The sequence below is a fragment of the Ruegeria sp. BHSC026 genome, assembly GCF_059613065.1.
On record NZ_JBXWRV010000005.1, the window covers coordinates 160,152 to 182,560 of the forward strand.

19 protein-coding genes are annotated in these 22,409 nt (G+C 62.9%); 16 read left to right on the forward strand and 3 right to left on the reverse strand.

Going from position 1 to position 22,409, the window contains the following annotated elements; genetic code table 11:
• Positions 1-62: 62 nt before the first annotated feature.
• Complete coding sequence (locus tag AC2FME_RS08605; RefSeq protein WP_496679870.1) at positions 63-971, reverse strand: LysR family transcriptional regulator; 909 nt, start codon at positions 969-971, stop codon at positions 63-65.
• A gap of 169 nt (positions 972-1,140) precedes the next feature.
• Here AC2FME_RS08605 and AC2FME_RS08610 point away from each other — a divergent pair, with 169 nt between their 5' ends.
• The 10 genes from AC2FME_RS08610 to AC2FME_RS08655 all read left to right on the forward strand — a co-directional run bounded on the left by AC2FME_RS08610 (position 1,141) and on the right by AC2FME_RS08655 (position 12,559).
• Positions 1,141-4,560 carry an indolepyruvate ferredoxin oxidoreductase family protein gene (locus AC2FME_RS08610; RefSeq protein ID WP_496800196.1) on the forward strand — a complete coding sequence of 1,140 codons (3,420 nt, stop codon included), beginning with the start codon at positions 1,141-1,143 and terminating at the stop codon, positions 4,558-4,560.
• A gap of 76 nt (positions 4,561-4,636) precedes the next feature.
• Positions 4,637-5,515 (forward strand): lysophospholipid acyltransferase family protein, encoded by an 879-nt coding sequence (locus tag AC2FME_RS08615; protein ID WP_496688295.1) that lies wholly within the window; start codon positions 4,637-4,639, stop codon positions 5,513-5,515.
• 8 nt (positions 5,516-5,523) lie between these two features.
• On the forward strand, positions 5,524-6,333 hold the full coding sequence (locus AC2FME_RS08620; protein WP_496796983.1) for a glutamate racemase: 810 nt from the start codon (positions 5,524-5,526) through the stop codon (positions 6,331-6,333).
• 95 nt (positions 6,334-6,428) lie between these two features.
• Positions 6,429-7,457, forward strand: a complete 1,029-nt coding sequence (argC, locus tag AC2FME_RS08625; RefSeq protein ID WP_496800197.1) for an N-acetyl-gamma-glutamyl-phosphate reductase — start codon at positions 6,429-6,431, stop codon at positions 7,455-7,457.
• 7 nt (positions 7,458-7,464) lie between these two features.
• Positions 7,465-7,911 (forward strand): cytochrome c maturation protein CcmE, encoded by a 447-nt coding sequence (ccmE, locus tag AC2FME_RS08630; protein ID WP_496679880.1) that lies wholly within the window; start codon positions 7,465-7,467, stop codon positions 7,909-7,911.
• Positions 7,912-8,041: 130 nt separating this feature from the next.
• Complete coding sequence (locus tag AC2FME_RS08635) at positions 8,042-8,653, forward strand: holin-associated N-acetylmuramidase (RefSeq protein ID WP_496800198.1); 612 nt, start codon at positions 8,042-8,044, stop codon at positions 8,651-8,653.
• On the forward strand, positions 8,644-9,219 hold the full coding sequence (locus AC2FME_RS08640; RefSeq protein WP_496688301.1) for a holin family protein: 576 nt from the start codon (positions 8,644-8,646) through the stop codon (positions 9,217-9,219). The genes AC2FME_RS08635 and AC2FME_RS08640 overlap by 10 nt, the downstream gene beginning before the upstream one ends.
• 74 nt (positions 9,220-9,293) lie before the next feature.
• Positions 9,294-11,258 (forward strand): heme lyase CcmF/NrfE family subunit, encoded by a 1,965-nt coding sequence (locus AC2FME_RS08645; protein ID WP_496741261.1) that lies wholly within the window; start codon positions 9,294-9,296, stop codon positions 11,256-11,258.
• Entirely contained in the window at positions 11,255-11,710 is a 456-nt protein-coding gene (locus AC2FME_RS08650; RefSeq protein ID WP_496800199.1) for a cytochrome c-type biogenesis protein, read from the forward strand. Before AC2FME_RS08645 ends, AC2FME_RS08650 begins: the two co-directional genes overlap by 4 nt.
• A 72-nt stretch (positions 11,711-11,782) precedes the next feature.
• Positions 11,783-12,559 carry an enoyl-CoA hydratase-related protein gene (locus AC2FME_RS08655; protein ID WP_496679892.1) on the forward strand — a complete coding sequence of 259 codons (777 nt, stop codon included), beginning with the start codon at positions 11,783-11,785 and terminating at the stop codon, positions 12,557-12,559.
• Positions 12,560-12,562: 3 nt separating this feature from the next.
• Here the strand turns inward: AC2FME_RS08655 and bmt are convergent, their stop codons facing one another.
• Positions 12,563-13,576 (reverse strand): betaine--homocysteine S-methyltransferase, encoded by a 1,014-nt coding sequence (gene bmt, locus AC2FME_RS08660; RefSeq protein ID WP_496800200.1) that lies wholly within the window; start codon positions 13,574-13,576, stop codon positions 12,563-12,565.
• Positions 13,577-13,694: 118 nt separating this feature from the next.
• Positions 13,695-14,012, reverse strand: coding sequence for a DUF1476 domain-containing protein (locus tag AC2FME_RS08665; RefSeq protein WP_496679965.1), 318 nt, complete (start codon positions 14,010-14,012; stop codon positions 13,695-13,697).
• A gap of 188 nt (positions 14,013-14,200) precedes the next feature.
• Between AC2FME_RS08665 and purC the strand changes: the two genes are divergently transcribed.
• The 6 genes from purC to AC2FME_RS08695 all read left to right on the forward strand — a co-directional run bounded on the left by purC (position 14,201) and on the right by AC2FME_RS08695 (position 22,394).
• On the forward strand, positions 14,201-14,956 hold the full coding sequence (purC, locus tag AC2FME_RS08670; RefSeq protein WP_496679897.1) for a phosphoribosylaminoimidazolesuccinocarboxamide synthase: 756 nt from the start codon (positions 14,201-14,203) through the stop codon (positions 14,954-14,956).
• An 89-nt stretch (positions 14,957-15,045) separates the two neighbouring features.
• Positions 15,046-15,276 carry a phosphoribosylformylglycinamidine synthase subunit PurS gene (purS, locus tag AC2FME_RS08675; protein ID WP_149775174.1) on the forward strand — a complete coding sequence of 77 codons (231 nt, stop codon included), beginning with the start codon at positions 15,046-15,048 and terminating at the stop codon, positions 15,274-15,276.
• A gap of 33 nt (positions 15,277-15,309) precedes the next feature.
• Positions 15,310-15,978 carry a phosphoribosylformylglycinamidine synthase subunit PurQ gene (purQ, locus tag AC2FME_RS08680; RefSeq protein ID WP_496679901.1) on the forward strand — a complete coding sequence of 223 codons (669 nt, stop codon included), beginning with the start codon at positions 15,310-15,312 and terminating at the stop codon, positions 15,976-15,978.
• Positions 15,979-16,014: 36 nt separating this feature from the next.
• Positions 16,015-17,787 carry a sensor histidine kinase gene (locus AC2FME_RS08685; protein WP_496741255.1) on the forward strand — a complete coding sequence of 591 codons (1,773 nt, stop codon included), beginning with the start codon at positions 16,015-16,017 and terminating at the stop codon, positions 17,785-17,787.
• Between the two features lie 13 nt (positions 17,788-17,800).
• Entirely contained in the window at positions 17,801-19,135 is a 1,335-nt protein-coding gene (locus tag AC2FME_RS08690) for a sigma-54-dependent transcriptional regulator (protein WP_093961984.1), read from the forward strand.
• Positions 19,136-19,637: 502 nt separating this feature from the next.
• Complete coding sequence (locus AC2FME_RS08695; RefSeq protein WP_496800201.1) at positions 19,638-22,394, forward strand: Rne/Rng family ribonuclease; 2,757 nt, start codon at positions 19,638-19,640, stop codon at positions 22,392-22,394.
• The last annotated feature ends 15 nt before the right edge of the window (positions 22,395-22,409 follow it).

Below are 22,409 nucleotides of genomic sequence, written 5' to 3' on the forward strand. Positions count from 1 at the left end.
TGTGAACGATCAAGAATTTTTTGCACGTGAACCCTCATGGCCGCTATGCGATTCGTGCATGGCTAAAGCTTTCCCAGCTCTTTCAGATGCTTGCGGTGCGCGATGATCTCTTCCTGCACGAAGTCACGGAAAGCTGCGACCCGTTTCGAGTGACGTAGTTCCTCGGGATACGCCAGGTAGACAGGCACCTCGGCGGTTTCGATATCCGACAGAATTGGAACCAAGTTGGGAAAATCTTCGGTTACGTAGTCAGGCAAAACACCAATGCCAAGGTTGTTCAGTACACCTTGAAGGACGCCGAAATAGTTGTTTACGGTCAGCAGCGAGCTGGGCTCATACGTCATAAGATGGCTGACCATCGTGGCTCCGACGCCAACTTGCGGGGCCGAGGGTGTCTGGCAAATCAGACGGTGCTTGGAAATGTCTTCCAGCGTTTGTGGCGCTCCGCCGTGCATCTCGAGGTATTCAGGCGTTGCATAGAGCATCATCCGAACGGTCATCAGGCGTTTGCGCACCAGATCGGCCTGGCTGGGTTCCTTCATGCGGATCGCGACATCGGCCTCGCGCATGGGCAGGTCGAGGACGCGCTCTTCCAGCATCAAATCGATGTTGAGATCGGGGTATTGTTCGTACAGTTTCGGCAGGCGTGGGGCGAGCCACAGCGTGCCGAAGCCGAATGTGGTGGTGACGCGCAGGACGCCAAACACCTCTTCTTCGCTGTCGCGGATGCGGGCGGCGGCAGTTTCCAGCCGCTTGGACATGGCGGTGGTGGCATCGAACAAAAGCTCGCCCTGTTCGGTCAGAATCAGGCCGCGCGCGTGGCGATGAAACAGCGTGGCGCCCAACGCCTCTTCCAAGGCACGAATCTGGCGGCTGACGGCGGATTGGGACAGGTTCAGCTTGTCGCCGGCATGCGTGAGGCTGCCGGCATCCGCCACCGCGTGAAAGATTCTGAGCTTGTCCCAATTCATCGTCGCAACTTTCGTTATGTTTTCGCAGAACTATATGAAAGAGGTAGCAAGTTCCACATTCAAAGGCGGAAATCGTTACGCTGCAGGGGGATTTTCCTATACAGGTCAGAAATTGTGACCTAAAATGACGGCAAATGCAGCACACTGTTCCGACGTGGGGAGGCGTCTGATGAGTCAGCCAAAGATTTCGCTCAACGACCGTTTCGATCTGACCAAAAGCCCGGTTCTGCTGAACGGCACGCAGGCGCTGGTGCGCCTGATGCTGATGCAGAAGGAACGCGACCGGGCGGCGGGCCTCAATACCGCCGGTCTGGTCACTGGTTACCGGGGTTCGCCGTTGGGGGCGGTCGACCTTCAGATGTCGCGTGCGCAGAAGCAGCTGGCCGAAAACGACGTGGTGTTCCAGTACGGCCTGAACGAGGACCTGGCCGCGACGGCGCTGTGGGGCAGCCAGCAGGCGGGTCTGCGCGGCGATGGAAAGTATGACGGCGTGTTTGGCCTGTGGTACGGCAAGGGGCCGGGTGTGGACCGGTCGGGCGACGTCATGCGTCACGCCAACATGGCCGGAACCGCCAAGCACGGCGGCGTTCTGATGGCGATGGGCGACGACCACACCGGCGAAAGCTCGACCGTGCTGCACCAATCTGAATGGTCGATGGTCGACATGTACATGCCCGTGGTCAGCCCGGCCGGGGTGCAGGAAATCCTCGACTATGGAATCTACGGCTTTGCGCTCAGCCGGTTTGCCGGGGTCTGGGTCGGGCTCAAGACGATGAAGGATACGATCGAGGTGACCTCGGTCGTGGATGGCCGGCCCGACAGGATGCAGCTGGTGACGCCGGAATTCGACATGCCCGAGGGCGGGCTGAACATCCGTCTGGGCGACACGCCGCACCTGCAGGAGGCGCGGATCATCGACTACAAGCGGTTCGCGGCCGAAGTGTTCTCGCACGCCAACCGGATGGACCGGCGGGTCTGGGGCAAGCCCGGGGCGAAGATCGGGATTGCCGCGGCGGGCAAGAACTGGCTGGACTTGGTGCACGCCATGTCGCTGCTGAACATCGACGAGGCCGAGGCCGAACGGCTGGGTATCACCACCTACAAGATCGGCCAGACCTTCCCGCTGGACATGAAGGGGTTCCATGACTGGGCCGAGGGCCTGGACCTGATCATCATCGTCGAAGAAAAGCGCAAACTGATCGAGGTGCAGGTCAAAGAGGCGATCTTTGATGACCGTCGCGGACGTCGTGTGTACGGCTGGTACAAGGGCGGGGCAGGCACGCTGCACCGCGAAGAGCTGTTCCCGACCCGTGGGGCGCTTGATCCGATCATGATCGCCGAGAAGCTGGGCGAGATCCTAATCGAGGAAGGTCGCGAAACCGACGGAATCCGCGCAGGGCTGGCCAGCCTGCACGAGGCCCGCCGCAACGACAACGCGCAGGAGATCGCGACGCGGCTGCCCTATTTCTGCTCGGGCTGTCCGCACAATAGCTCGACCAAGGTGCCCGAAGGTAGCCGGGCCTACGCCGGGATCGGCTGTCACTACATGGTGCAGTGGATGGATCGAGAGACCACCGGCTTTACCCAGATGGGCGGCGAAGGCGCCAACTGGATCGGTGAGGCGCCGTTCTCGACTACGAAACACGTGTTCCAGAACCTGGGCGATGGCACTTACAACCATTCGGGCGTTCAGGCGATCCGGGCGGCGCTGGCGGCCGGAACCAACATCACCTTCAAGATCCTGTTCAACGATGCGGTCGCCATGACCGGCGGGCAGGAGAACGAGGGCCATTTGACCGCCGAGCGCATTGTGCGCGAGGTCAAGGCCATGGGCGTCCAGCATGTGGCCGTCGTCTATGACGAGAAGGAAGACGTGAACTTCAAGGCGCTGCCCGGCGACGTGGAAATCCACGAACGGGCCGAGCTGATGGCGGTTCAGAACAAGTTCCGCGAGATCGAAGGCGTGTCGGTCATCGTCTACGTCCAGACCTGCGCCGCCGAGAAACGCCGCCGCCGCAAGCGCGGCACCTTCCCGGACCCGGACAAGCGCGTCTTCATCAACTCGGACATCTGCGAAGGCTGCGGCGATTGCGGGGTGCAGTCGAACTGTGTCTCGATCGTGCCCAAGGAAACCGAGCTGGGACGCAAGCGGGCGATCGACCAGTCCAGCTGCAATAAGGATTTCTCGTGCCTCAACGGGTTCTGTCCGTCCTTCGTCACGCTGGAAGGTGCCAAGATCCGCAAGGAAGCCACCACCGAAATCGACATCCCCCATCTGCCGCAGCCGGTTCTGCCGCAGATCGAGGGCACGCATAACGTGGTCATCACGGGCGTCGGCGGCACCGGAGTCGTGACCATCGGGGCGGTTCTGGCGCAGGCCGCGCAGATCGACGGCAAAGGCGCGGGCATGATGGAAATGGCCGGGTTGGCGCAGAAGGGGGGCGCGGTGCATATCCACTGTCGACTGGCCAACAAGCCCGAGGACATCAGCGCCATTCGCGTGGCCACCGGCGAGGCGCATGCGCTGATCGGCGGCGACCTCGTGGTGTCGGCCGGGGCCAAGACGCTGGGGCTGACGCGCACTGGTCAGACCGGCGCGGTGGTCAACAGCCACGAGATCATCACTGGCGATTTCACCCGCAACACCGAGTTCCACATTCCGGTCGACCGGCTGGAACTGGCGCTCGAGGCGCGGCTGAAGGACGGGCTGGCCCTGTTCGACGCGACCGAGCTGGCACGCGCGGTGATGGGCGACTCGATCTATTCCAACATGATGGTGTTCGGGGCGGCGTGGCAGCGCGGTCTGCTGCCGGTCAGCCATGAGGCGATTATGACCGCGATCGAGCTGAACGGCGCCGCGGTCGAGCGCAACAAGCGCGCCTTCGAGGTCGGCCGATGGGCGGTTCTTCACCCCGAGGAAGTGGCGCGCATCGTGGCCCCCACGGTGACCGAGTTGCCCAAGACGCCCGAGCAGGCCATCGCCTTCCGCGCCGATCATCTGGTGGCCTATCAGGGCAAACGGTTGTCCAAACGCTATCTCAAGCTGGTCGAGTCGATCGAAGACCCGAAGGTCCGGGATGCCGTCGCGCGTGGCTATCACAAGCTATTGTCCTACAAGGACGAATATGAAGTGGCCCGCCTGCTGCTGGACAGCCGCGACAAGGCCGCCGCCGAATTTGACGGCGATTTCAAGATGACCTTCCACCTGGCGCCGCCGATTCTGGGTGGCAAAGGGTCGGACGGGCGTCCGCGCAAACGGCAATTCGGCGAATGGCTGCTGGGGCCGATGAAGGTTCTGGCCAAGCTGAAGGGGCTACGTGGCACGCCGCTGGACATCTTCGGTTATACCGCCGAGCGCCGGATGGAGCGGGCCTTGATCCGTCAGTACGAGAAGGACATGAAAGAGGTCCTGCCCAAGCTTGATGACAACACCCGCGATGCGATTGTCGCGCTGGCGCGGTTGCCGCTGGACATCCGCGGTTTCGGTCCGGTATTGGCCGCCAACGAAGCCAAGGCCGCCAAGCGGCGTGAGGAACTTCTGGCCGTGATCCGGCAGGGAGGGACCGAGACGCGGGCCGCGGCCGAGTAACGTCACATCGGTGTCACGGAGGCGCGGTAGGATCAGTGTCCGCGCCGTCCCGTGACGGCCACACCGGAGACCCGTGATGAAATCACGTCGCCAAGTCGCTCGGGATATTTCCTACGCCCATTCTGCTGAAACGCGGGGTGGGCGCATGGTCATCAAACTGATGGAGAACACGACCGGTCGGCTGCGCCTGATCCGGCGCGCGGATGGTTACGAGCGAGAGGTCGCCAATGGCCGCGATTTCTGGTCGGTCATGGTCGAACGCTACGGGTTGAGCCTGAATGTGGTGGGCGGGGCGCTGTCCAACATCCCCAAGGACGGCCCGCTGATCTTGATCGCCAACCATCCTTACGGGATCCTGGATGGATTGATGATGGGGCATGTGCTGTCCCAGACCCGTGGAGATTTCCGGATTCTGGCCAATCATGTGTTCCACAAGGCCGAGGACCTGAACCGCATTATCCTGCCGATATCCTTCGATCAGAGCAAAGAGGCGATGCGGCTGAACCTGCGGACTCGCAAAACCGCCTTGGATTATCTGGGACAGGGTGGCGCAATCGGGATTTTTCCCGGCGGTACGGTCAGCACGGCAGCCCGGCCGTTCGCGCACCCGATGGACCCGGGCTGGCGCGGTTTCACCGCGCGGATGGTGGCCAAGTCGAACGCCAACGTGGTGCCTTTGTTCTTTGATGGCCACACTTCGCGCCTGTTCCAGATCGCCAGCCATTTGCATGTCACGTTGCGCATGGGGTTGCTGATCAAAGAGTTCAAAAAGCGAGTCGATACCCCGGTTGATGTGGTCGTGGGGCAGCCCATCGGCCGCGACGTACTAGACCCATTGGCCGGCGATACGCGCAAGATGATGGATTTCTTGCGCAAAGCCACGTATGAGCTGTCTCCGAAGCCGCTGAAGTCGTATGACTATGGCTATGAATTCGAGGAACGGCATCGCGCCTGAAGGGGCAAATGGCAGTAGGCATCTTTGATTCCGGATTGGGCGGGCTGACCGTCCTGAACGCCGCGCAGACACGTCTGCCGGAGGTGGATTTCCTATATTACGCAGACAGCGCGCACGCGCCTTATGGCGTGCGCGACGCCGAGGATATCTACAACCTGACCCGAAACGCGGTGCAGGACCTGTGGTCGCGCGGCTGCGATCTGGTGATTCTGGCCTGCAACACGGCCAGCGCCGCGGCGTTGCGGCGGATGCAGGAAGAGGGCGTGCCCCAGGGCAAGCGCGTTCTGGGTGTGTTCGTCCCGCTGATCGAAGCACTGACCGAGCGCCAGTGGGGCGACAACAGCCCCCCGCGCGAAGTGGCGGTCAAGCACGTGGCCCTGTTTGCCACGCCGGCGACCGTGGCCAGCCGTGCGTTCCAGCGCGAACTAGCGTTCCGCGCCATCGGCGTGGATGTCGAGGCGCAGGCCTGCGGTGGCGTGGTCGATGCCATCGAAGAAGGCGACATGATCTTGGCCGAGGCCCTGGTGCGCAGCCATGTGGACGCGCTGAAGCGCAAGATGCCGCATCCGCAGGCGGCGATTCTGGGCTGCACGCACTACCCGCTGATGGCCGAGGCCTTCCAGGTGGCCTTGGGGCCGGACGTGCAGGTGTTCAGCCAGGGTGACCTGGTTGCCGAAAGCCTTGCCGACTATCTGAAGCGGCACCCCGGCATGCTGGGCACCGGTGAGGCCGGGTTCCTGACCACGGGCGATCCCAAGAAGGTCAGCGACCGGGCAACGCAGTTTCTGCGACGACAAATCACCTTTCAGGCCGCCTGACTTCGGTCAAGGACCGGGGCGGCACGCGGATTTATTCGGGGGAACCGTCCATGCGATGGTTGCCAGTCGTGACACATTAAGGAACGAGGTCTGACATGACCCACAAAATCGCAATCCTGGGCGCTTCGGGCTATACCGGTGCCGAACTGGTGCGGCTGATCGCCGAACACCCGAACATGGAAATCACCGCTCTGGCGGCCGAGCGCAAGGCCGGGCAGACCATGGCCGAGGTGTTTCCGCATCTGCGCCATCTGGACCTGCCGCGCCTGTGCAAGATCTCGGAAATAGACTTTGGCCAGATCGACCTGTGCTTTTGCGCGCTGCCGCACAAGACCAGCCAGGAAGTGATCCGCGAGTTGCCCTCTGACCTGAAAGTCGTTGATTTGTCGGCGGATTTCCGGCTGAGCGATCCGGCGGAATACGAGAAATGGTATGGCAACCCGCATGTCGCGTTGGAACAGCAGGCCGAGGCTGTCTACGGCCTGACAGAGTTCTACCGCGACGAGATCCGCACCGCCCGGCTGGTTGCAGGCACCGGGTGCAACGCGGCGACGGGGCAATATGTGCTGCGGCCGCTGATCTCGGCCGGGGTGATCGATTTGGATGACATCATTCTTGATCTGAAATGCGCTGTCTCAGGGGCAGGGCGGGCGTTGAAAGAGAACCTTCTGCACGCCGAGCTGAGCGAAGGCACCAACGCCTATTCCGTCGGCGGGACCCACAGGCATCTGGGCGAGTTCGATCAGGAGTTCTCGAAGCTGGCCGGCCGTGCGGTTCACATCCAGTTTACGCCGCACCTGATCCCCGCGAACCGGGGCATTCTGGCGACCTCGTATGTAAAGGGCGACCCGCAGAGCGTATATGAAACGCTGTGTGCGACTTATGCGGACGAGCCCTTCATCCACATGCTGCCTTTTGGCGATACGCCTTCGACCCACCATGTGCGCGGGTCGAACTACTGCCATATCGGCGTCGTTGCTGACAGGATCGAACGCCGTGCCATCGTGATCGCGGCGCTGGATAACCTGACAAAAGGTAGCAGTGGGCAGGCCTTGCAGAACGCAAACCTGATGTTAGGTGAACCTGAAACGACGGGGCTGATGATGGCCCCACTGTTCCCATGAGGGCGAGATGAAGACGCTGAAGAAACGTCGTCGTGTACAGATCATTCTGTTGGCTTTCGTCGCCTTGGCCCTGGCGACGGGCCTGATCGGTTATGCAATGCGAGACGGGATCAACTATTTCCGCTCGCCCAGCCAGGTGATCGCCGAACCGCCGGCGCCGAACGAGGTGTTCCGCATCGGCGGGCTGGTCGAAGAAGGGTCAATCGTGCGCGGGCAGGGCGAGACGGTGCGCTTTGTCGTGACCGATGGCGGTGAAAGCGTTCCGGTGTCGTTCACCGGAGTGCTGCCTGACCTGTTTTCCGAAGGCCAGGGCATGGTCGGCACCGGCAGCTATGTCGACGGCGTTTTCCAGGCTACCGAAATCCTCGCGAAACACGACGAGACTTACATGCCCAAAGAGGTCATGGACGCCCTGAAAGAGCAGGGTGTCTACAAGGAGGCCGGCGAGAGCTGATCTTGGCTCTGCCGCAGGGTGGTTGATTTAGGCGGGCGTTGCGCGGTCGGGCCGGGCAGCGCCCGCTGTCGTTTCGAGCCATTAAATCTTTTGGCCGAGTTTTGGCTGCACGAGAACACAGAGGTGCAGCATGCAGACGGTTCGGCAGATCGCGTGGGAGATCGTGGCCCGCGAAGGTGGGTTCGTCGATGACCCGGATGACCCGGGCGGGGCCACGAAATACGGCGTCACCATCCACACGATGCGCCGCCTTGGGGTCGACCTGACGGATGATGGCGTGGTTGACCGGCGCGACGTGATGGCGCTGAGCCGGGAACAGGCGGTCGAGATATTCGTCGCGCATTTTTTCCGGAAACCCCGGCTTGGGCTTGCCCCCGAGGCGCTGCAGCCGTCGCTGTTCGACATGTATGTCAACGCTGGGGCCCAGTCCGTACGCATTCTGCAGCGCCTGCTGGTGCAGATGGGGTTCGCGGTGATCGTTGACGGGGTGATGGGGCTACAGACCGCCGCGGCTTGCGCGCAGGCCGCCGTACCCGATCCGATGGCGCTGCGCGATGCCTACGGGGTGGCGCGGCGGAACTATTATTTCCGTTTGGCCGACCGGCGACCGACCTCGCGCAAATATGTGCGTAGCCGGACCGGCGGCAAGGGCGGATGGATCCGTCGGGCCGAGGCGTTTCTGTCTCCGTCCTACCATCTGAGTGAATCGGAGTTTCACGAAAGGGTCGCAGTATGGGGTTGATTGCGGGAATTTTCGATCTGCTGTTCGGGGGCGGACGCAACGTGGTGCGCGAAACAGCCGAAGTTTTCCGAGAAAATGCCGAGGCCGGCGCCGTGCGCGACGTCGAGATGCGCGGGCAGGCCATGAGCCAGTTCGGCGCCGAATTTGCGGTGCCGCGCAAAGGCGGATTCGACCGGTTCATGGACGGGCTGAACCGGCTTCCACGCCCGGCGCTGGCCCTGGGCACGCTGGGGCTGTTCGTTGCGGCGATGGTCGATCCGTTGTGGTTTGCGGCGCGGATGCAGGGCATCGCGCTGGTGCCCGAGCCGCTTTGGTGGCTACTGGGCGTGATCGTGTCCTTCTATTTCGGGGCGCGGCATCAGGCCAAGGTGCAGGATTTGCAACGCGACATCTCGGTCACGATGATGCGCGCGCCGCAGGTGATGGCCAACCTGCAGACGCTGCGCCAGATGCGGGCGGACAGCCCCGGCGCAGCCGACCCGGGCACGGATGCGGAACTGACGGCCCAACTGACCGCCCCGGACCCCAACCCGGCGCTGGACGACTGGCGGCGTCTGCGGGCCTGAGGCGCGACACTATGTGCGCGTAAGGGCGGCGAAAGTGATTGGCGCTCGGCACGGGGCGAGGGTATACCGGGCGCATGATTACCGAGCTTGGACATTTCGCCCTTATCCTCGCCTTTCTGGTGGCCATTGCGCAAAGTGTCGTGCCGTTGATCGGCGCGGCAAAGCGGTGGCCTTCGTGGATGTTTTTCGCCGAACCGGCCGCGGTGTCGCAATTTCTGCTGACCGGGTTCGCCTTCGGCGCGTTGGTCTGGGCCTTCGCGACGTCGGACTTTTCATTGCGGATCGTGGTCGAGAACAGCCATTCGGCCAAACCGATGCTGTACAAACTCAGCGGCACTTGGGGCAACCATGAGGGCTCGATGCTGTTGTGGGTGCTGATCGTTGCGATCTTTGGCGCCATGGCGGCCTTTTTCGGCGGCGGCCTGCCGCCTACGCTGAAGGCGCGGGTTTTGGCGGTGCAGGGGGCCATCGGCGTGGCATTCTATGCCTTCATCCTGTTCACTTCGAACCCGTTCGACCGGCTGCCCGTGGCCCCGTTTGACGGGCGCGACCTGAACCCGCTGCTGCAGGATCCGGGGTTGGCCTTCCATCCGCCATTCCTGTACTTGGGCTATGTGGGGCTAAGCATGGCGTTCAGCTTTGCGGTCGCGGCCCTGATCGAGGGGCGCATCGACGCCGCGTGGGGCCGTTGGGTGCGGCCGTGGACGCTGGCGGCGTGGATCTTCCTGACCATTGGCATCGCGCTGGGGTCCTGGTGGGCCTATTACGAGCTGGGTTGGGGCGGTTTCTGGTTCTGGGACCCGGTCGAGAATGCCTCGTTCATGCCTTGGCTGCTGGCCGCCGCGCTGCTGCATTCGGCTATCGTGGTCGAAAAGCGCGAGGCGCTGAAAAGCTGGACCATCCTGCTGGCCATCATCGCCTTTGGTTTCTCGCTTATCGGAACCTTCATCGTGCGCTCGGGCCTTCTAACGTCGGTCCATGCCTTCGCCAATGACCCCGAGCGCGGGGTGTTCATCCTCTTGATCCTTGTGGTCTTCGTCGGCGGCGCGCTGACCTTGTTCGCCGCGCGGGCGCAGGCGATGGAGGCCAAAGGGGTTTTCGGCATGGTCAGCCGCGAAAGCGCGCTGGTGCTGAACAACATCCTACTGGCCGTCAGCAGCTTTGTCGTGTTCGTTGGCACCATGTGGCCGATGCTGGCCGAGATGATGTTCGACCGGAAACTGTCGGTGGGGCCGCCGTTCTTTGACGCCGCGTTCACGCCGTTCATGGTGGTATTGGGGATCGTGCTGCCCCTGGGCGCTATGCTGCCGTGGAAGCGGGGCAAGCTGGGCCGGGTTGCGTGGCAGTTGCGCTATGCCTTCGTTCTGGCTGTGTCGCTGGCGATCCTCGTCTGGGTGGTACAGACGGGGCGCAGCGCGCTGGGGCCTGTGGGGTTGTTCCTGGGCGCCTGGATCACCTTTGGCGCCATCGTCGACCTGTGGAGCCGAACGGGCCGCAAGGGCAGCGTGGCGCGCCTGATGCGTCTACCGGGGGCAGATTGGGGCAAGGCTGTGGCCCACACCGGGCTGGGCATCACGATGTTCGCCATCGCCGGCCTGACCGCTTGGGAGGTCGAAGACATCCGCGTCGCCCGTGTGGGCGAGACATTCGAGGTCGGAGGGTTTGCCTTCACCCTGCAGGGGGTGCGCGAGGTCGAGGGCCCGAACTATTTCTCGACCATGGCGGATGTCCTCGTGGAAAAAGATGGCCGAACCGTCGCAACCCTGAACCCCGAAAAACGCACTTATCCGGTGGCGGCGATGCCCACCACTGAAGCGGCGATCGACTACCGCTTTCTGCGTGACGTCTATGTTGTGATCGGCGACCAGCAGGATGACGGAGGCTGGGTCATTCGGACGTATATCAAGCCTCTGGCAAATTGGATCTGGGGGGGCTGCATCCTGATGGCCCTGGGTGGGCTGCTCAGCCTGTCCGACCGCCGGTTCCGCGTGGCGGCGGGGGCGCGCAAAAACATGCCCGCAGGAGTTGCAGCGGAATGAAACGCCTGATCCTTGTTCTGATGTTGCTGGCCACGCCCGTGCTGGCGGTGCAGCCGGACGAAGTGCTGGACGATCCGGTTCTGGAACAGCGCGCGCGTGAGATCAGCGCCGGGCTGCGATGTCTGGTCTGCCGCAACGAAAGCATCGACGAAAGCAACGCCGACCTGGCGCGCGACCTGCGCCTGCTGGTTCGGGAACGATTGGTGGCCGGCGATACGGACGAAGAGGCGGTTGACTTCATCGTGGACCGCTATGGCGAATATGTTCTGCTCAAGCCTAAGACCACGGGGGTGAACCTGCTGCTGTGGCTGGCCGGGCCGATCATGTTGCTGTTCGCGGCGATCATGGGGTGGAGTTTCCTGCGCGGTCGCGCCCGCAGCGCCGCAACGGCCGAAACCGACGCTCTGAGCGAGGAAGAGCAGGAGCGGCTGCGCCGTATTCTGGAAGACTGACGCGTGGTTTGACTTTCCCTTGCCGGGCAATTGCGTCAGGGTTCGGGAAAATCTGTGCCAGGTGAGGACTTCATGGAATACGAAACGGTGCTTTTGAACATCACGGACGGTCTGGCGGTGCTGACGCTGAACCGGCCCGACAAGATGAACGCGCTGACAACCCAGATGCGGGCCGAGATCACCCACGCGATGAAACAGGCCGCCCATGACGCGCGGGCCGTGGTCGTGACCGGGGCGGGGCAGGCCTTTTGTTCCGGCCAGGATCTGGGCGATGCCTCGAGCACCGGCAAGATCGACCTGGAAGGCACGCTGCGGGACGAATACGAGCCGATGCTGAAGGCAATCTGGGATTGCCCGGTCCCGACGATCGCCGCCGTCAACGGTCCTGCTGCCGGGGCCGGGGCCAACCTGGCGCTGTGTGCCGATGTGACGATCGCGACCGAAAGCGCTTATTTTCTGCAGGCATTCGCCAAGATCGGCCTGTTGCCCGATGCCGGCGGTACCTGGTTCATGCCGCGCCAGATGGGGATGGCCAAAGCGATGGGGGCGGCACTGTTCGCTGACAAGATCAGCGCCCGTCAGGCCGATGACTGGGGCCTGATCTACGAAGCCGTGGCAGATGACGCATTCGAGGCCCATTGGCGCAAGCGCGCCGAGTATCTGGCCAAGGGTCCGACCGCAGGTTTCGGCGCGATCAAGAAGGCGATCCGCGGCACGTGGGAAAATTCGCTGGAACAGCAGCTGCAGGTCGAGGCCCATCTGCAGGGCGAATGCGGGCGCACACGGGACTTTGCCGAAGGCGTGGTGGCTTTTTTGGAAAAACGCGTCCCCCGGTTCGAGGGACGCTGACCTTCAGGCCCGGCGGCGCCGGCGTGTGCGCCGTTCGGGCGTAGCCTCGTCGCCGGTTCCGTCACTGGCGGACGAGAATGGTCCCAGCGCATCGGTGATCTGGTCCAGTGTCGGACGCGCGCCGCCTGGCGTGGTGTCCAGCGCCTTGCGCATTTCGCGCAGGTGTTCGGGCATGGTCCCGCAGCAGCCGCCAATGATGGTAGCCCCGGCATCGCGCGCCATGGCGGCGTAACGGCCCATCAGCTCGGGCGTGCCGTCATAGTGGATGTGGCCATCGACATATTTCGGAATGCCCGCATTGCCTTTGGAGATCAGGGGGCGTTCGGTTCCCTGAGCAACAAAACCCAAAACCGTGCGTAGAATGTCTGAAGCGCCGGTTCCGCAGTTTGCGCCAAAGGCGATAGGGGGGTTGGGCAAGGTTTCGACCAGCTGCGCCAGATCGGCCGAGGTGACGCCCATCATGGTGCGCCCGGCGGTGTCAAAGCTCATGGTGCCGCACCAGGGCATGTCGGCCAGGGCAAAGGCCTCGGCCGCGGCGCGGAATTCCTCCGGCGCGCTGATCGTCTCTACCCAAAGCACGTCGACGCCGCCGGCTTTCAGCGCCTCGGCCTGTTCATGGAACATCTCAACCGCCTCGGCATGGGTCAGGCTGCCCACTGGTTCCAGGATTTCGCCGGTCGGGCCGACCGATCCTGCAACCACGACCGGACGCCCGGCGGAATCCGCCACCTCGCGCGCCAGTTCGGCGCCGATGCGGTTCAGCTCGGCCACGCGGGTGTGGGCGTCGTGCAGTTTCAGACGTGCAGCCGTTCCGCCGAATGTATTGGTCAGGAACAGGTCACTGCCCGCATCCACCGACCCCCGATATAGGGCGCGGATCTTGTCGGGCTGGTCGGTGTTCCACAGCTCGGGCGCGTCACCCGATTGCAGCCCCATGTTGAACAGGTTCGTTCCGGTGGCGCCGTCAGCAAGAATGGCGTCCTTCGTTTCCAGCAGTCTGGTCAGCGAATTGGTCATTGGAGATGTCCGGAGTTGTGGCCCCGAGGGCCAAAAATTTAGACGCCCCGTGTCGCATGACCGGGACGTCAAATCAAATTCATAATACTCATGAAGATCATGAGGTGGGCGGCGTGCCTCAGTTGGCTTCGCTCATCACCTGAGCTTTGGCCACTGGCAGCAGTTCCGCCATCTTGGCGCGGATTTCCTCGGGGCTGGACAGATCGCCCAGATCGGCGGCGACTTTGCGCACCACGTCTTCGTGGCCGGCTTCTTCGAAATCGGCGATTACCACGGATTTTGCGTACTCGGCGGCCTCATCGCCACTTTTGCCCAGTTTTTCAGCAGCCCACAGGCCCAGCAACTTGTTGCAACGGGCTTGCGCCTTGAACTGCATTTCTTCGTCATGGGCGAATTTTGCTTCAAAGGCGTTTTCGCGGTCGTCGAACGTAGTCATCGGTGTCGGGCCTCTTCGGGTAGTGTTGCGTTTGATGATGATATGACCATACGCGCGGTCGGGTGCAAGGTATTTGCGCTGCATCAAAGCCTCTCGGATGCATGAACTTGCGGGAAAGGGGGGCTTGCACTATGAGAGCGCCAGAGCGCAGGGACTCATTCCCTCGCCCCACGCTGGAAAGGTCGCACATGGCGCGTCGCAAGAAGATTTACGAAGGCAAGGCCAAAATCCTGTATGAAGGCCCCGAACCGGGCACGATCGTGCAGTATTTCAAGGATGATGCCACCGCGTTCAACGCCGAAAAGAAGGACGTGATCGACGGCAAAGGGGTCCTGAACAACCGCCTGAGCGAATTCTTCATGTCCGGCCTGAACCAGATCGGCGTGCCGACCCACTTTATCCGCCGCCTGAACATGCGCGAACAACTTGTGCGCAGCTGCGAGATCATCCCGCTGGAGGTGATCGTCCGCAACTATGCCGCCGGGTCGTTGTCGAAAAGGCTGGGTATTGCCGAGGGCACGCAGCTGCCGCGTCCGATCGTCGAGTATTGCTACAAGGACGATTCGCTGGGTGATCCGCTGGTGACCGAGGAACACATCGCCGCCTTTGGCTGGGCCAGCCAGCAGGACATGGACGACATTCTCAGCCTGGCGCTGCGGGTGAACGACTTCATGAGCGGTGTGATGCTGGCCGTGGGCATCCGACTGGTCGACTTCAAGATCGAGATCGGTCGTGTCTACGAGGGTGACTTCCAGCGCCTGATCGTCGCGGATGAGATCAGCCCCGACAGCTGCCGCCTGTGGGACATCGAGACAGGGCAAAAGCTGGACAAGGACGTGTTCCGCCGCGATCTGGGCAGCCTGACCGACGCCTATTCAGAAGTTGCGCGGCGGCTGGGCGTTCTGCCCAAAAGCAACGTGACAAAACCCACGCTGATCAACTGACGCCGGGGCCCAACCAGGGGCAGCGGCAACAAGGATTTGGAAATGGCGAGGCTACACGGTTTCGCAAGTGAACCAGAGGACGACCTGAGATGAAGGCACGAGTGCACGTTATGCTGAAGAACGGGGTTCTGGACCCGCAGGGCGAGGCCGTGCGCCATGCCCTGGGCGCCCTGGGGTTCGACAAGGTCGAAGGCGTGCGTCAGGGCAAGGTGATCGACCTTGAACTGGCCGAGGGCGCAACCGAGGCCGACGTGGCCGAGATGTGCGAAAAGCTGTTGGCCAACACGGTCATCGAACGTTACGAGATCGAACTGGTCTGAGTTTTCCAGCCGTTTCCCCAAGGAGGGTTTGCCATGCGCGCTGCCGTTGTCGTGTTTCCCGGGTCCAACTGTGACCGGGATCTTGCCGTTGCCTTCGAACAGGTCGGGTTTCAGGTCGACATGGTCTGGCACAAGGATGCCCAACTGCCGCAGGGCGTGGACATCGTGGGCGTTCCGGGCGGTTTTTCCTATGGCGACTACCTGCGCTGCGGCGCGATCGCCGCGCAATCGCCGATCTGCAAGGCCGTGGTCGAACATACCGAACGCGGCGGCTATGCCGTCGGCATCTGCAACGGGTTCCAGATTCTGACCGAGACCGGCATTCTGCCAGGCGCGCTGCTGCGAAATGCCGGGTTGAAATACATCTGCCGCACCGTGGAGTTGAAGGTCGAGACCGCCGACAGCGCCTTTACCCAGGGCTATGACGCCGGCGACGTGATCCGCATTCCGATCGCGCATCACGACGGCAACTATTTTGCCGATGACGACACCGTCAGCCGCCTGCGAGACGAAGACCGAATCGCGTTTACCTATGTCGACAATCCGAACGGCTCGCGTGGTGATATTGCCGGCATCCTGTCGCACAACCGGCGCGTGCTGGGTATGATGCCCCATCCCGAAAGGGCGGCGGATCCTGCGCATGGCGGCACCGACGGGGTGGCGCTCTTCCGCGCATTGTCGGGGGTGCTGACGCCTGCGTGACTTGAGGTCAGGTGCATCGGCGCGTAGCCTCGGCTCATGACATCCGACGCGCAAAAAGGCTGGAAATCGATCTTCGGCAACGTCGCCCCGCTGGGGTGGCGGTTGCGGCTGGCGGTATTCGGCCTGTTACTGGCCGCGGCCGCGACCGTGTGGGTCACCAACAGCCTGCTGACCGACCGGTTCACCGAATCCACCCGCAATCGGGCTGAACTGCGGCTGACGCTGTATTCCGGCAACCTGTTGAGCGAGCTGCGCCGTAACGCCATCGTGCCGCAGTTGCTGGCGCGGGATCCTACTTTGATCTCGGCCTTGCAGTCGGGCGATTTCTCGTTGTCGACGCAACGCCTGCTGTCCTTTGTCGAGGAAATCGGCGCGGCGTCGCTGATGCTGTTGGACCGCGACGGCCGGGCGGTCGCCGCGACCGACCGCAACCGGTTGGGCGAAGGGCACCGCAGCGCGGCCTATTTCGTGGAGGCGATCCGGTCCAATTCAACGATTTTCTCGGTCATCCCGCGTGAGGCCGGGGGCTATCACTTCGTTTATTCGCGGCGGCTTGAAGCCGGCGCCGAGATTCTGGGCGTGATCGTCGTCGAGGTGGACCTGCAGAAATTCGAAAGCGCGTGGGCCGGGATTTCGGATGCCGTGATGGTGACCGACAGCACTGGCACGATCATCCTGTCGACCGAACCTCAGTGGCGTGGGTTGAACGAGCAGGAGGCGCTGTTGCGGCAGCACCCGCAGGGGGCCATCGAGCGCGCCATACGGGCCACCGCCGACTGGACGGCACTGCCGCCCGACGCCTACCTGCAGGGCGAAGCGGTCATGCGAATGGAGACGCGGATTCCGTTCCGCGGCTGGAAGATGACCTCGTTCACGACCTATTCCTCGATCCGCGAAAAAGTGAACAGCGTTCTGGCGCTCGAGATCATGGGCTTTGCGATTCTGCTGGCGCTGGCCTTCTATGCGCTTAGCCGCAGGGCGACTTTTCGCATGGCGCTGTTCCAGCGCGAGTCGGCGGAGCTTCGCGCATTGAATGCCCGCCTGCAGCGCGAAATCGCCGAGCGGGAACGGGTTGAAAAGACGCTGGAAGTGGCGGAACAGACGCTGGCGCAAAGCTCGAAGCTGGCCGCTTTGGGCGAGATGTCGGCGGCGGTGAGTCACGAGCTGAACCAGCCGCTGGCGGCGATGAAGACCTATTTGGCGGGCGCACGGCTGCTGCTGCGCCGCAACCGCCCAGAAGAGGCGTTGGCCAGCTTTGGCCGCATCGACGGTCTGATCGAGCGGATGGGCGCGATCACGCGGCAGCTCAAGTCTTACGCTCGCAAAGGGGCGGATGCGTTTTCGCCCGTGAATCTTGGCGAGGCGCTGGCTTCGTCGCTCTCGATGATGGAGCCGCAACTGCGTCAGCGCCACGTCAAGATCAGCCAGATTCTGCCTGAAGAGCCGGTGATCGTGATGGGCGATCGGATGCGGCTGGAGCAGGTCATGGTGAACCTCTTGCGCAATGCGCTGGACGCTACCAAATCAGTGGTGGAGCCCGAGGTGGAGATCATTCTGGCCGCGGGCGAAACCGCCGTGCTGGCGGTACGCGACAACGGCCATGGGATCGAGAATATCGAGAACCTGTTCGAACCCTTCTACACCACGAAACGCGCCGGTGACGGGGTCGGCTTGGGGCTTGCCATCTCGTCGGGTATCGTGAACGACCATGGCGGACGGCTGACCGCGCGCAACGGCCAGAACGGCGGCGCGGTGTTCGAGATGCAACTGCCCATCTTGGGGCAAGACGGCCTGGAGGCCGCAGAATGACGAGGATCTAGCTATGGCACAGGCCATGAAGATTGCCATCGTGGATGACGAACAGGACATGCGCCAGTCGATCAGCCAGTGGTTGGCGCTGTCCGGGTACGACACCGAGACCTTCGCCAGCGCCGAAGATGCGTTGAAGGTTCTGGGGCCGGATTATCCGGGGATCGTGATCTCGGACATCAAGATGCCGGGCATGGATGGCATTCAGCTGTTGAAAAAGCTGATGGGCGCCGACAGCACCTTGCCGGTGATCATGATTACCGGGCACGGGGATGTGCCGATGGCCGTCGAGGCGATGCGGGTGGGGGCGTTCGACTTTCTGGAAAAGCCGTTCAACCCCGATCGGATGTCGGAACTGGCCAAACGCGCCAGTAACGCGCGACGGCTGACGCTGGACAACCGGGCGCTGCGGCGCGAGCTGTCGGGCGGCACCCAGATCATGAACAAGCTGATCGGCGCCAGCCCGGTGATGGAGCGCCTGCGCGAGGATATTCTGGACCTGGGCCAGGCCGACGGGCATGTGCTGATCGACGGCGAAACCGGCACCGGAAAGACCCTCGTGGCGCACGCGCTGCATGCAGTGGGAAGCCGGGCGGGCAAGAAATTCGTTCTGGTCTCCTGTGCCGCGCTCGAGGAAGAGGCGCTGGCCAAGCGGCTTTTCGGACCCATGATGCCCGAGGACACGCAACTGCCCGCCATCGAGGAAGCCCGGGGCGGCACTCTGGTGCTGGAGGATATAGAGGCGCTGAGCGACACGCTGCAGGCGCGGTTGCTGAGCGTGATGAACGAGCAGGGAACACCGGCCGAAACCCGGATCGTTGCGATCTCGAACCTGCAGGAAGCGGGCAAGACCAGCGAGGACGTGCTGCGGCCCGATCTGTTCTATCGTCTGGCGGCGCTGCGGATCACCATGCCGCCGCTGCGGCAGCGGGGCGAGGATATCCTGACCCTGTTCACGCGGCTAAGCGAGCAGTTTGCCGAAGAATACGGTTGTGAGGCGCCGCAAGTCAGCGCCCAGGAGGCCGCGCAGCTGTTGCAGGCCCCATGGCCGGGCAACGTGCGCCAGTTGATCAACATCGCCGAACGCGCGGTTCTGCAGTCGCGGCGCGGTTCGGGCACCATCGCGTCGCTGTTGATGTCCGATCATGAAGAGATGCAGCCGGTAATGACCACCGAGGGCAAGCCGCTGAAGGAATACGTTGAGGCGTTCGAACGGATGCTGATCGACAACACCATGCGGCGGCACAAAGGGTCGATCGCCTCGGTGATGGAGGAATTGTGCCTGCCGCGCCGGACGCTGAACGAGAAGATGGCCAAATACGGGCTGCAACGGGCAGATTATTTGTGAGGGAGGGGGCCAGCCCCCTCTTGGTCTTTATGGCCAATTCTCCCCCGGGATATTTGCGGCCAGATGAAGATCAGGCGACAATTGAACATGGGCCGTGCAGTTTGCCCATTGTGTTTTCCACAGGACTGCTTTTAATGTGTCAGGACGGACCCGGCCCGAAGTGGGGCTGACGTGTCCCGGATCATTGAGTTTCGCTGCTTGGCCGCGGATGGTGACCCATCTCTCCGGGTGAAGCATGCAGATTGTGCCCAGCAATGGGCAGTAGAGCACCTGAGCCCTTTCATCGGGCAAAAGGAATAATGGGCAGGCAGCGGCATGGTCGCGCCTGTCGGAGAAGAACCGCGATGACGCGCGCGCAACGATTGAGTGTACGAGCAGGGTGGCGAGTTGCCGATCCCTGCCGCGCGCCGTCCGAAATCGCCCAGACAAGACACCACCCCAGATGCGCCTGTCCGCCTGGACAGGTCAGGACAGCGCGTTTGGTGCGGTGCATCAAGGACACATGGCAAAGAAAATGCTTATCGATGCCACCCACGCGGAAGAGACCCGCGTCGTGGTGGTGGACGGAAACAAGGTCGAGGAATTTGATTTTGAGTCCGAGAACAAACGCCAGCTTGCCGGCAATATCTATCTAGCAAAAGTCACGCGCGTCGAGCCTTCGCTGCAGGCGGCCTTCGTGGATTATGGTGGAAACCGCCACGGATTCTTGGCGTTTTCCGAGATCCACCCGGATTACTACCAGATCCCGGTCGCCGACCGCGAAGCGCTGATGGAAGAGGAACGGGCCTATGTCGAGGCGCTGAAGGCGCGTGACGAGGCGGATGAAAGCGGTCCGAAGAAGCGCCGTTCGCGGTCGCGGTCCAAGGCGGCGTCGGCCAAGTCGGATGACCCGGTGGAAACCCTCGAGGTTTCCAGCGAGCCGACCGGCATGGAAACCATCGACCTCGACGTGGATGGGAGCATTGCGGACCTGCCTGTGCCCGAGGGCACCTCGCCGATGGAGACGGTGGCAGAGACGCCCGTTGAGGAGCCGGATGAACCGGCGGTGGATGAACCCGTCGCGGTTGGTGACACAGAAGCCGAGACCGACGCGCCTGCGAGTCAGGTGGAAGCTGACGATGGTGAGAACGGCGCGGATGACGAAGCGCCCGCCAAGCCTGACGCAGCCGCCAAGGACGAGTCGATCGAGTCGGTGGCCGATGACGACGACAGCGAGGATATACGGCCGCCGCGCAAGCCGCGTCCGCGTCGCTACAAGATCCAGGAAGTCATCAAGGTGCGCCAGATCCTGCTGGTGCAGGTCGTCAAGGAAGAGCGCGGCAACAAGGGCGCGGCGCTGACGACATATCTATCGCTGGCGGGCCGCTACTGCGTGCTGATGCCCAACACCGCGCGTGGCGGCGGCATCAGCCGCAAGATCACCAACGCCGCGGATCGCAAGAAGCTGAAGGAGATCGCGTCGGAGATCGACGTGCCCAGCGGCGCGGGCCTGATCATCCGGACCGCGGGTGCCAAACGCACCAAATCCGAGATCAAGCGCGACTATGAGTACCTGCAGCGGTTGTGGGAGCAAATCCGCGAGCTGACACTCAAGTCGATCGCGCCGGCGAAGATCTACGAGGAAGGGGACCTGATAAAGCGGTCGATCCGGGATCTGTACAACCGGGAGATCGACGAGGTTCTGGTCGAGGGCGAGGCCGGGTACCGCATCGCCAAGGACTTCATGAAGATGATCATGCCGTCGCACGCCAAGAACGTGAAACGGTACGAGGACCAGCTGCCGCTGTTCGCGCGTTATCAGGTGGAAAGCTACCTGAGTTCGATGTTCAACCCGACGGTACAGTTGAAGTCGGGCGGCTATATCGTGATCGGCGTGACCGAGGCGCTGGTGGCCATCGACGTGAACTCGGGCCGGGCCACCAAGGAAGGCTCGATCGAGGAAACCGCGCTCAAGACCAACCTCGAGGCCGCCGAGGAAGTGGCACGCCAGCTGCGCCTTCGCGATCTGGCCGGTCTGATCGTCATCGATTTCATCGACATGGACGAGCGCAAGAACAACCTGGCCGTCGAGAAACGCCTGAAGGACAAGTTGAAGACGGACCGTGCGCGGATCCAGGTGGGGCGGATTTCGGGCTTTGGTCTGCTTGAGATGAGCCGACAGCGCCTGCGCCCCGGCATGCTCGAGGCAACCACGCAGCCTTGCCCGTCGTGCCACGGCACCGGGCTGATCCGCTCGGACGACAACATGGCGCTGGCCATCCTGCGCCAGATCGAGGAAGAAGGCACCCGCCGCCGCTCGCGCGAGGTTCTGGTGCGCTGCCCGGTCAGCATCGCCAACTATCTGATGAACCAGAAACGCGAGCACATCGCCCAGATCGAGTCCCGCTATGGCTTGTCGGTCCGGGTCGAGGGCGACGTTCATCTGGTCAGCCCCGATTTCTCGATGGAGAAGTTCAAGACCGCGACCCGGGCGGTGCCCGAGGTCTCGGCGCCGGTGGTTTCGGCCTCGGCGTCGTTGATGGATCTGGTCGACTCCGAGGAGGAGGCCGTGGACGATGCCGACGCTCAGGAGACGTCCGAGGAGGAGGCAAAGCCCAAGCGCAAGCGTCGTCGTCGGCGTCGCAAGAAGAACGGCGGAAATGCCGAGCAGCCCGAGGGCGCCCAGGCCGAGAACAAATCCGGCACCGTGACGGAAGATTCGGCGGCGGAAGAGTCGGAGGACGCCGTTACCGCCTCTGAGGACGGTGCAGGGGACGAGACTGCCGAGACGGAACAAGCAGCCGAGGTGGAGAAGGCCGAGGAGGAAAAATCCGCCAAGCCTAAACGGCGCCGGGCACCGCGGCGGAAGAAGACCGCCGAGGCCGAGGTGGCAGCCACTGAGCCGACCAATGAGAGAGAAGCCGGAGAGAATGCTCCGGCGGCGCAGGAGGCTCTGTCCGAACCGGCTGTAACCGATGAGGGGGCGTCAAACGAGATGCCGACTGCTGAGGTTCAGGACGAGACCGATACCGCAGTGGCGGAGGCACCGAGTGAGCCGGTCGTTTCGGAGGAAAGCCAGATTGAGGCTGTCGAAACCGTCGCCCTGTCGCCCGCCGAAGCGGATGCATCACCTGCGGACCAAGGCGTTGACGCGACCGAAACACCCGCTGAGCCCACAGAGGAGGCGCATAGCGGCGCGGTCCTTGAAGTGGCTACGGAACAACCCGCGCCCGCCCCGGCCAAGCCCAAAAAACGCGGGTGGTGGTCGCTGGGAAGCTGAACGAAAAGGCGGGCC

Coding starts and splice junctions, on each gene's coding strand:
- AC2FME_RS08665 (WP_496679965.1), bottom strand. CDS start 14,012: ATGACTACGTTCGACGACCGCGAAAACGCCTTTGAAGCAAAATTCGCC.
- AC2FME_RS08635 (WP_496800198.1), top strand. CDS start 8,042: ATGCAGACGGTTCGGCAGATCGCGTGGGAGATCGTGGCCCGCGAAGGT.
- AC2FME_RS08685 (WP_496741255.1), top strand. CDS start 16,015: ATGACATCCGACGCGCAAAAAGGCTGGAAATCGATCTTCGGCAACGTC.
- AC2FME_RS08620 (WP_496796983.1), top strand. CDS start 5,524: ATGGCAGTAGGCATCTTTGATTCCGGATTGGGCGGGCTGACCGTCCTG.
- AC2FME_RS08640 (WP_496688301.1), top strand. CDS start 8,644: ATGGGGTTGATTGCGGGAATTTTCGATCTGCTGTTCGGGGGCGGACGC.
- AC2FME_RS08645 (WP_496741261.1), top strand. CDS start 9,294: ATGATTACCGAGCTTGGACATTTCGCCCTTATCCTCGCCTTTCTGGTG.
- AC2FME_RS08610 (WP_496800196.1), top strand. CDS start 1,141: ATGAGTCAGCCAAAGATTTCGCTCAACGACCGTTTCGATCTGACCAAA.
- purC (WP_496679897.1), top strand. CDS start 14,201: ATGGCGCGTCGCAAGAAGATTTACGAAGGCAAGGCCAAAATCCTGTAT.
- AC2FME_RS08615 (WP_496688295.1), top strand. CDS start 4,637: ATGAAATCACGTCGCCAAGTCGCTCGGGATATTTCCTACGCCCATTCT.
- ccmE (WP_496679880.1), top strand. CDS start 7,465: ATGAAGACGCTGAAGAAACGTCGTCGTGTACAGATCATTCTGTTGGCT.
- AC2FME_RS08690 (WP_093961984.1), top strand. CDS start 17,801: ATGGCACAGGCCATGAAGATTGCCATCGTGGATGACGAACAGGACATG.
- AC2FME_RS08605 (WP_496679870.1), bottom strand. CDS start 971: ATGAATTGGGACAAGCTCAGAATCTTTCACGCGGTGGCGGATGCCGGC.
- purS (WP_149775174.1), top strand. CDS start 15,046: ATGAAGGCACGAGTGCACGTTATGCTGAAGAACGGGGTTCTGGACCCG.
- argC (WP_496800197.1), top strand. CDS start 6,429: ATGACCCACAAAATCGCAATCCTGGGCGCTTCGGGCTATACCGGTGCC.
- bmt (WP_496800200.1), bottom strand. CDS start 13,576: ATGACCAATTCGCTGACCAGACTGCTGGAAACGAAGGACGCCATTCTT.
- purQ (WP_496679901.1), top strand. CDS start 15,310: ATGCGCGCTGCCGTTGTCGTGTTTCCCGGGTCCAACTGTGACCGGGAT.
- AC2FME_RS08695 (WP_496800201.1), top strand. CDS start 19,638: ATGGCAAAGAAAATGCTTATCGATGCCACCCACGCGGAAGAGACCCGC.
- AC2FME_RS08650 (WP_496800199.1), top strand. CDS start 11,255: ATGAAACGCCTGATCCTTGTTCTGATGTTGCTGGCCACGCCCGTGCTG.
- AC2FME_RS08655 (WP_496679892.1), top strand. CDS start 11,783: ATGGAATACGAAACGGTGCTTTTGAACATCACGGACGGTCTGGCGGTG.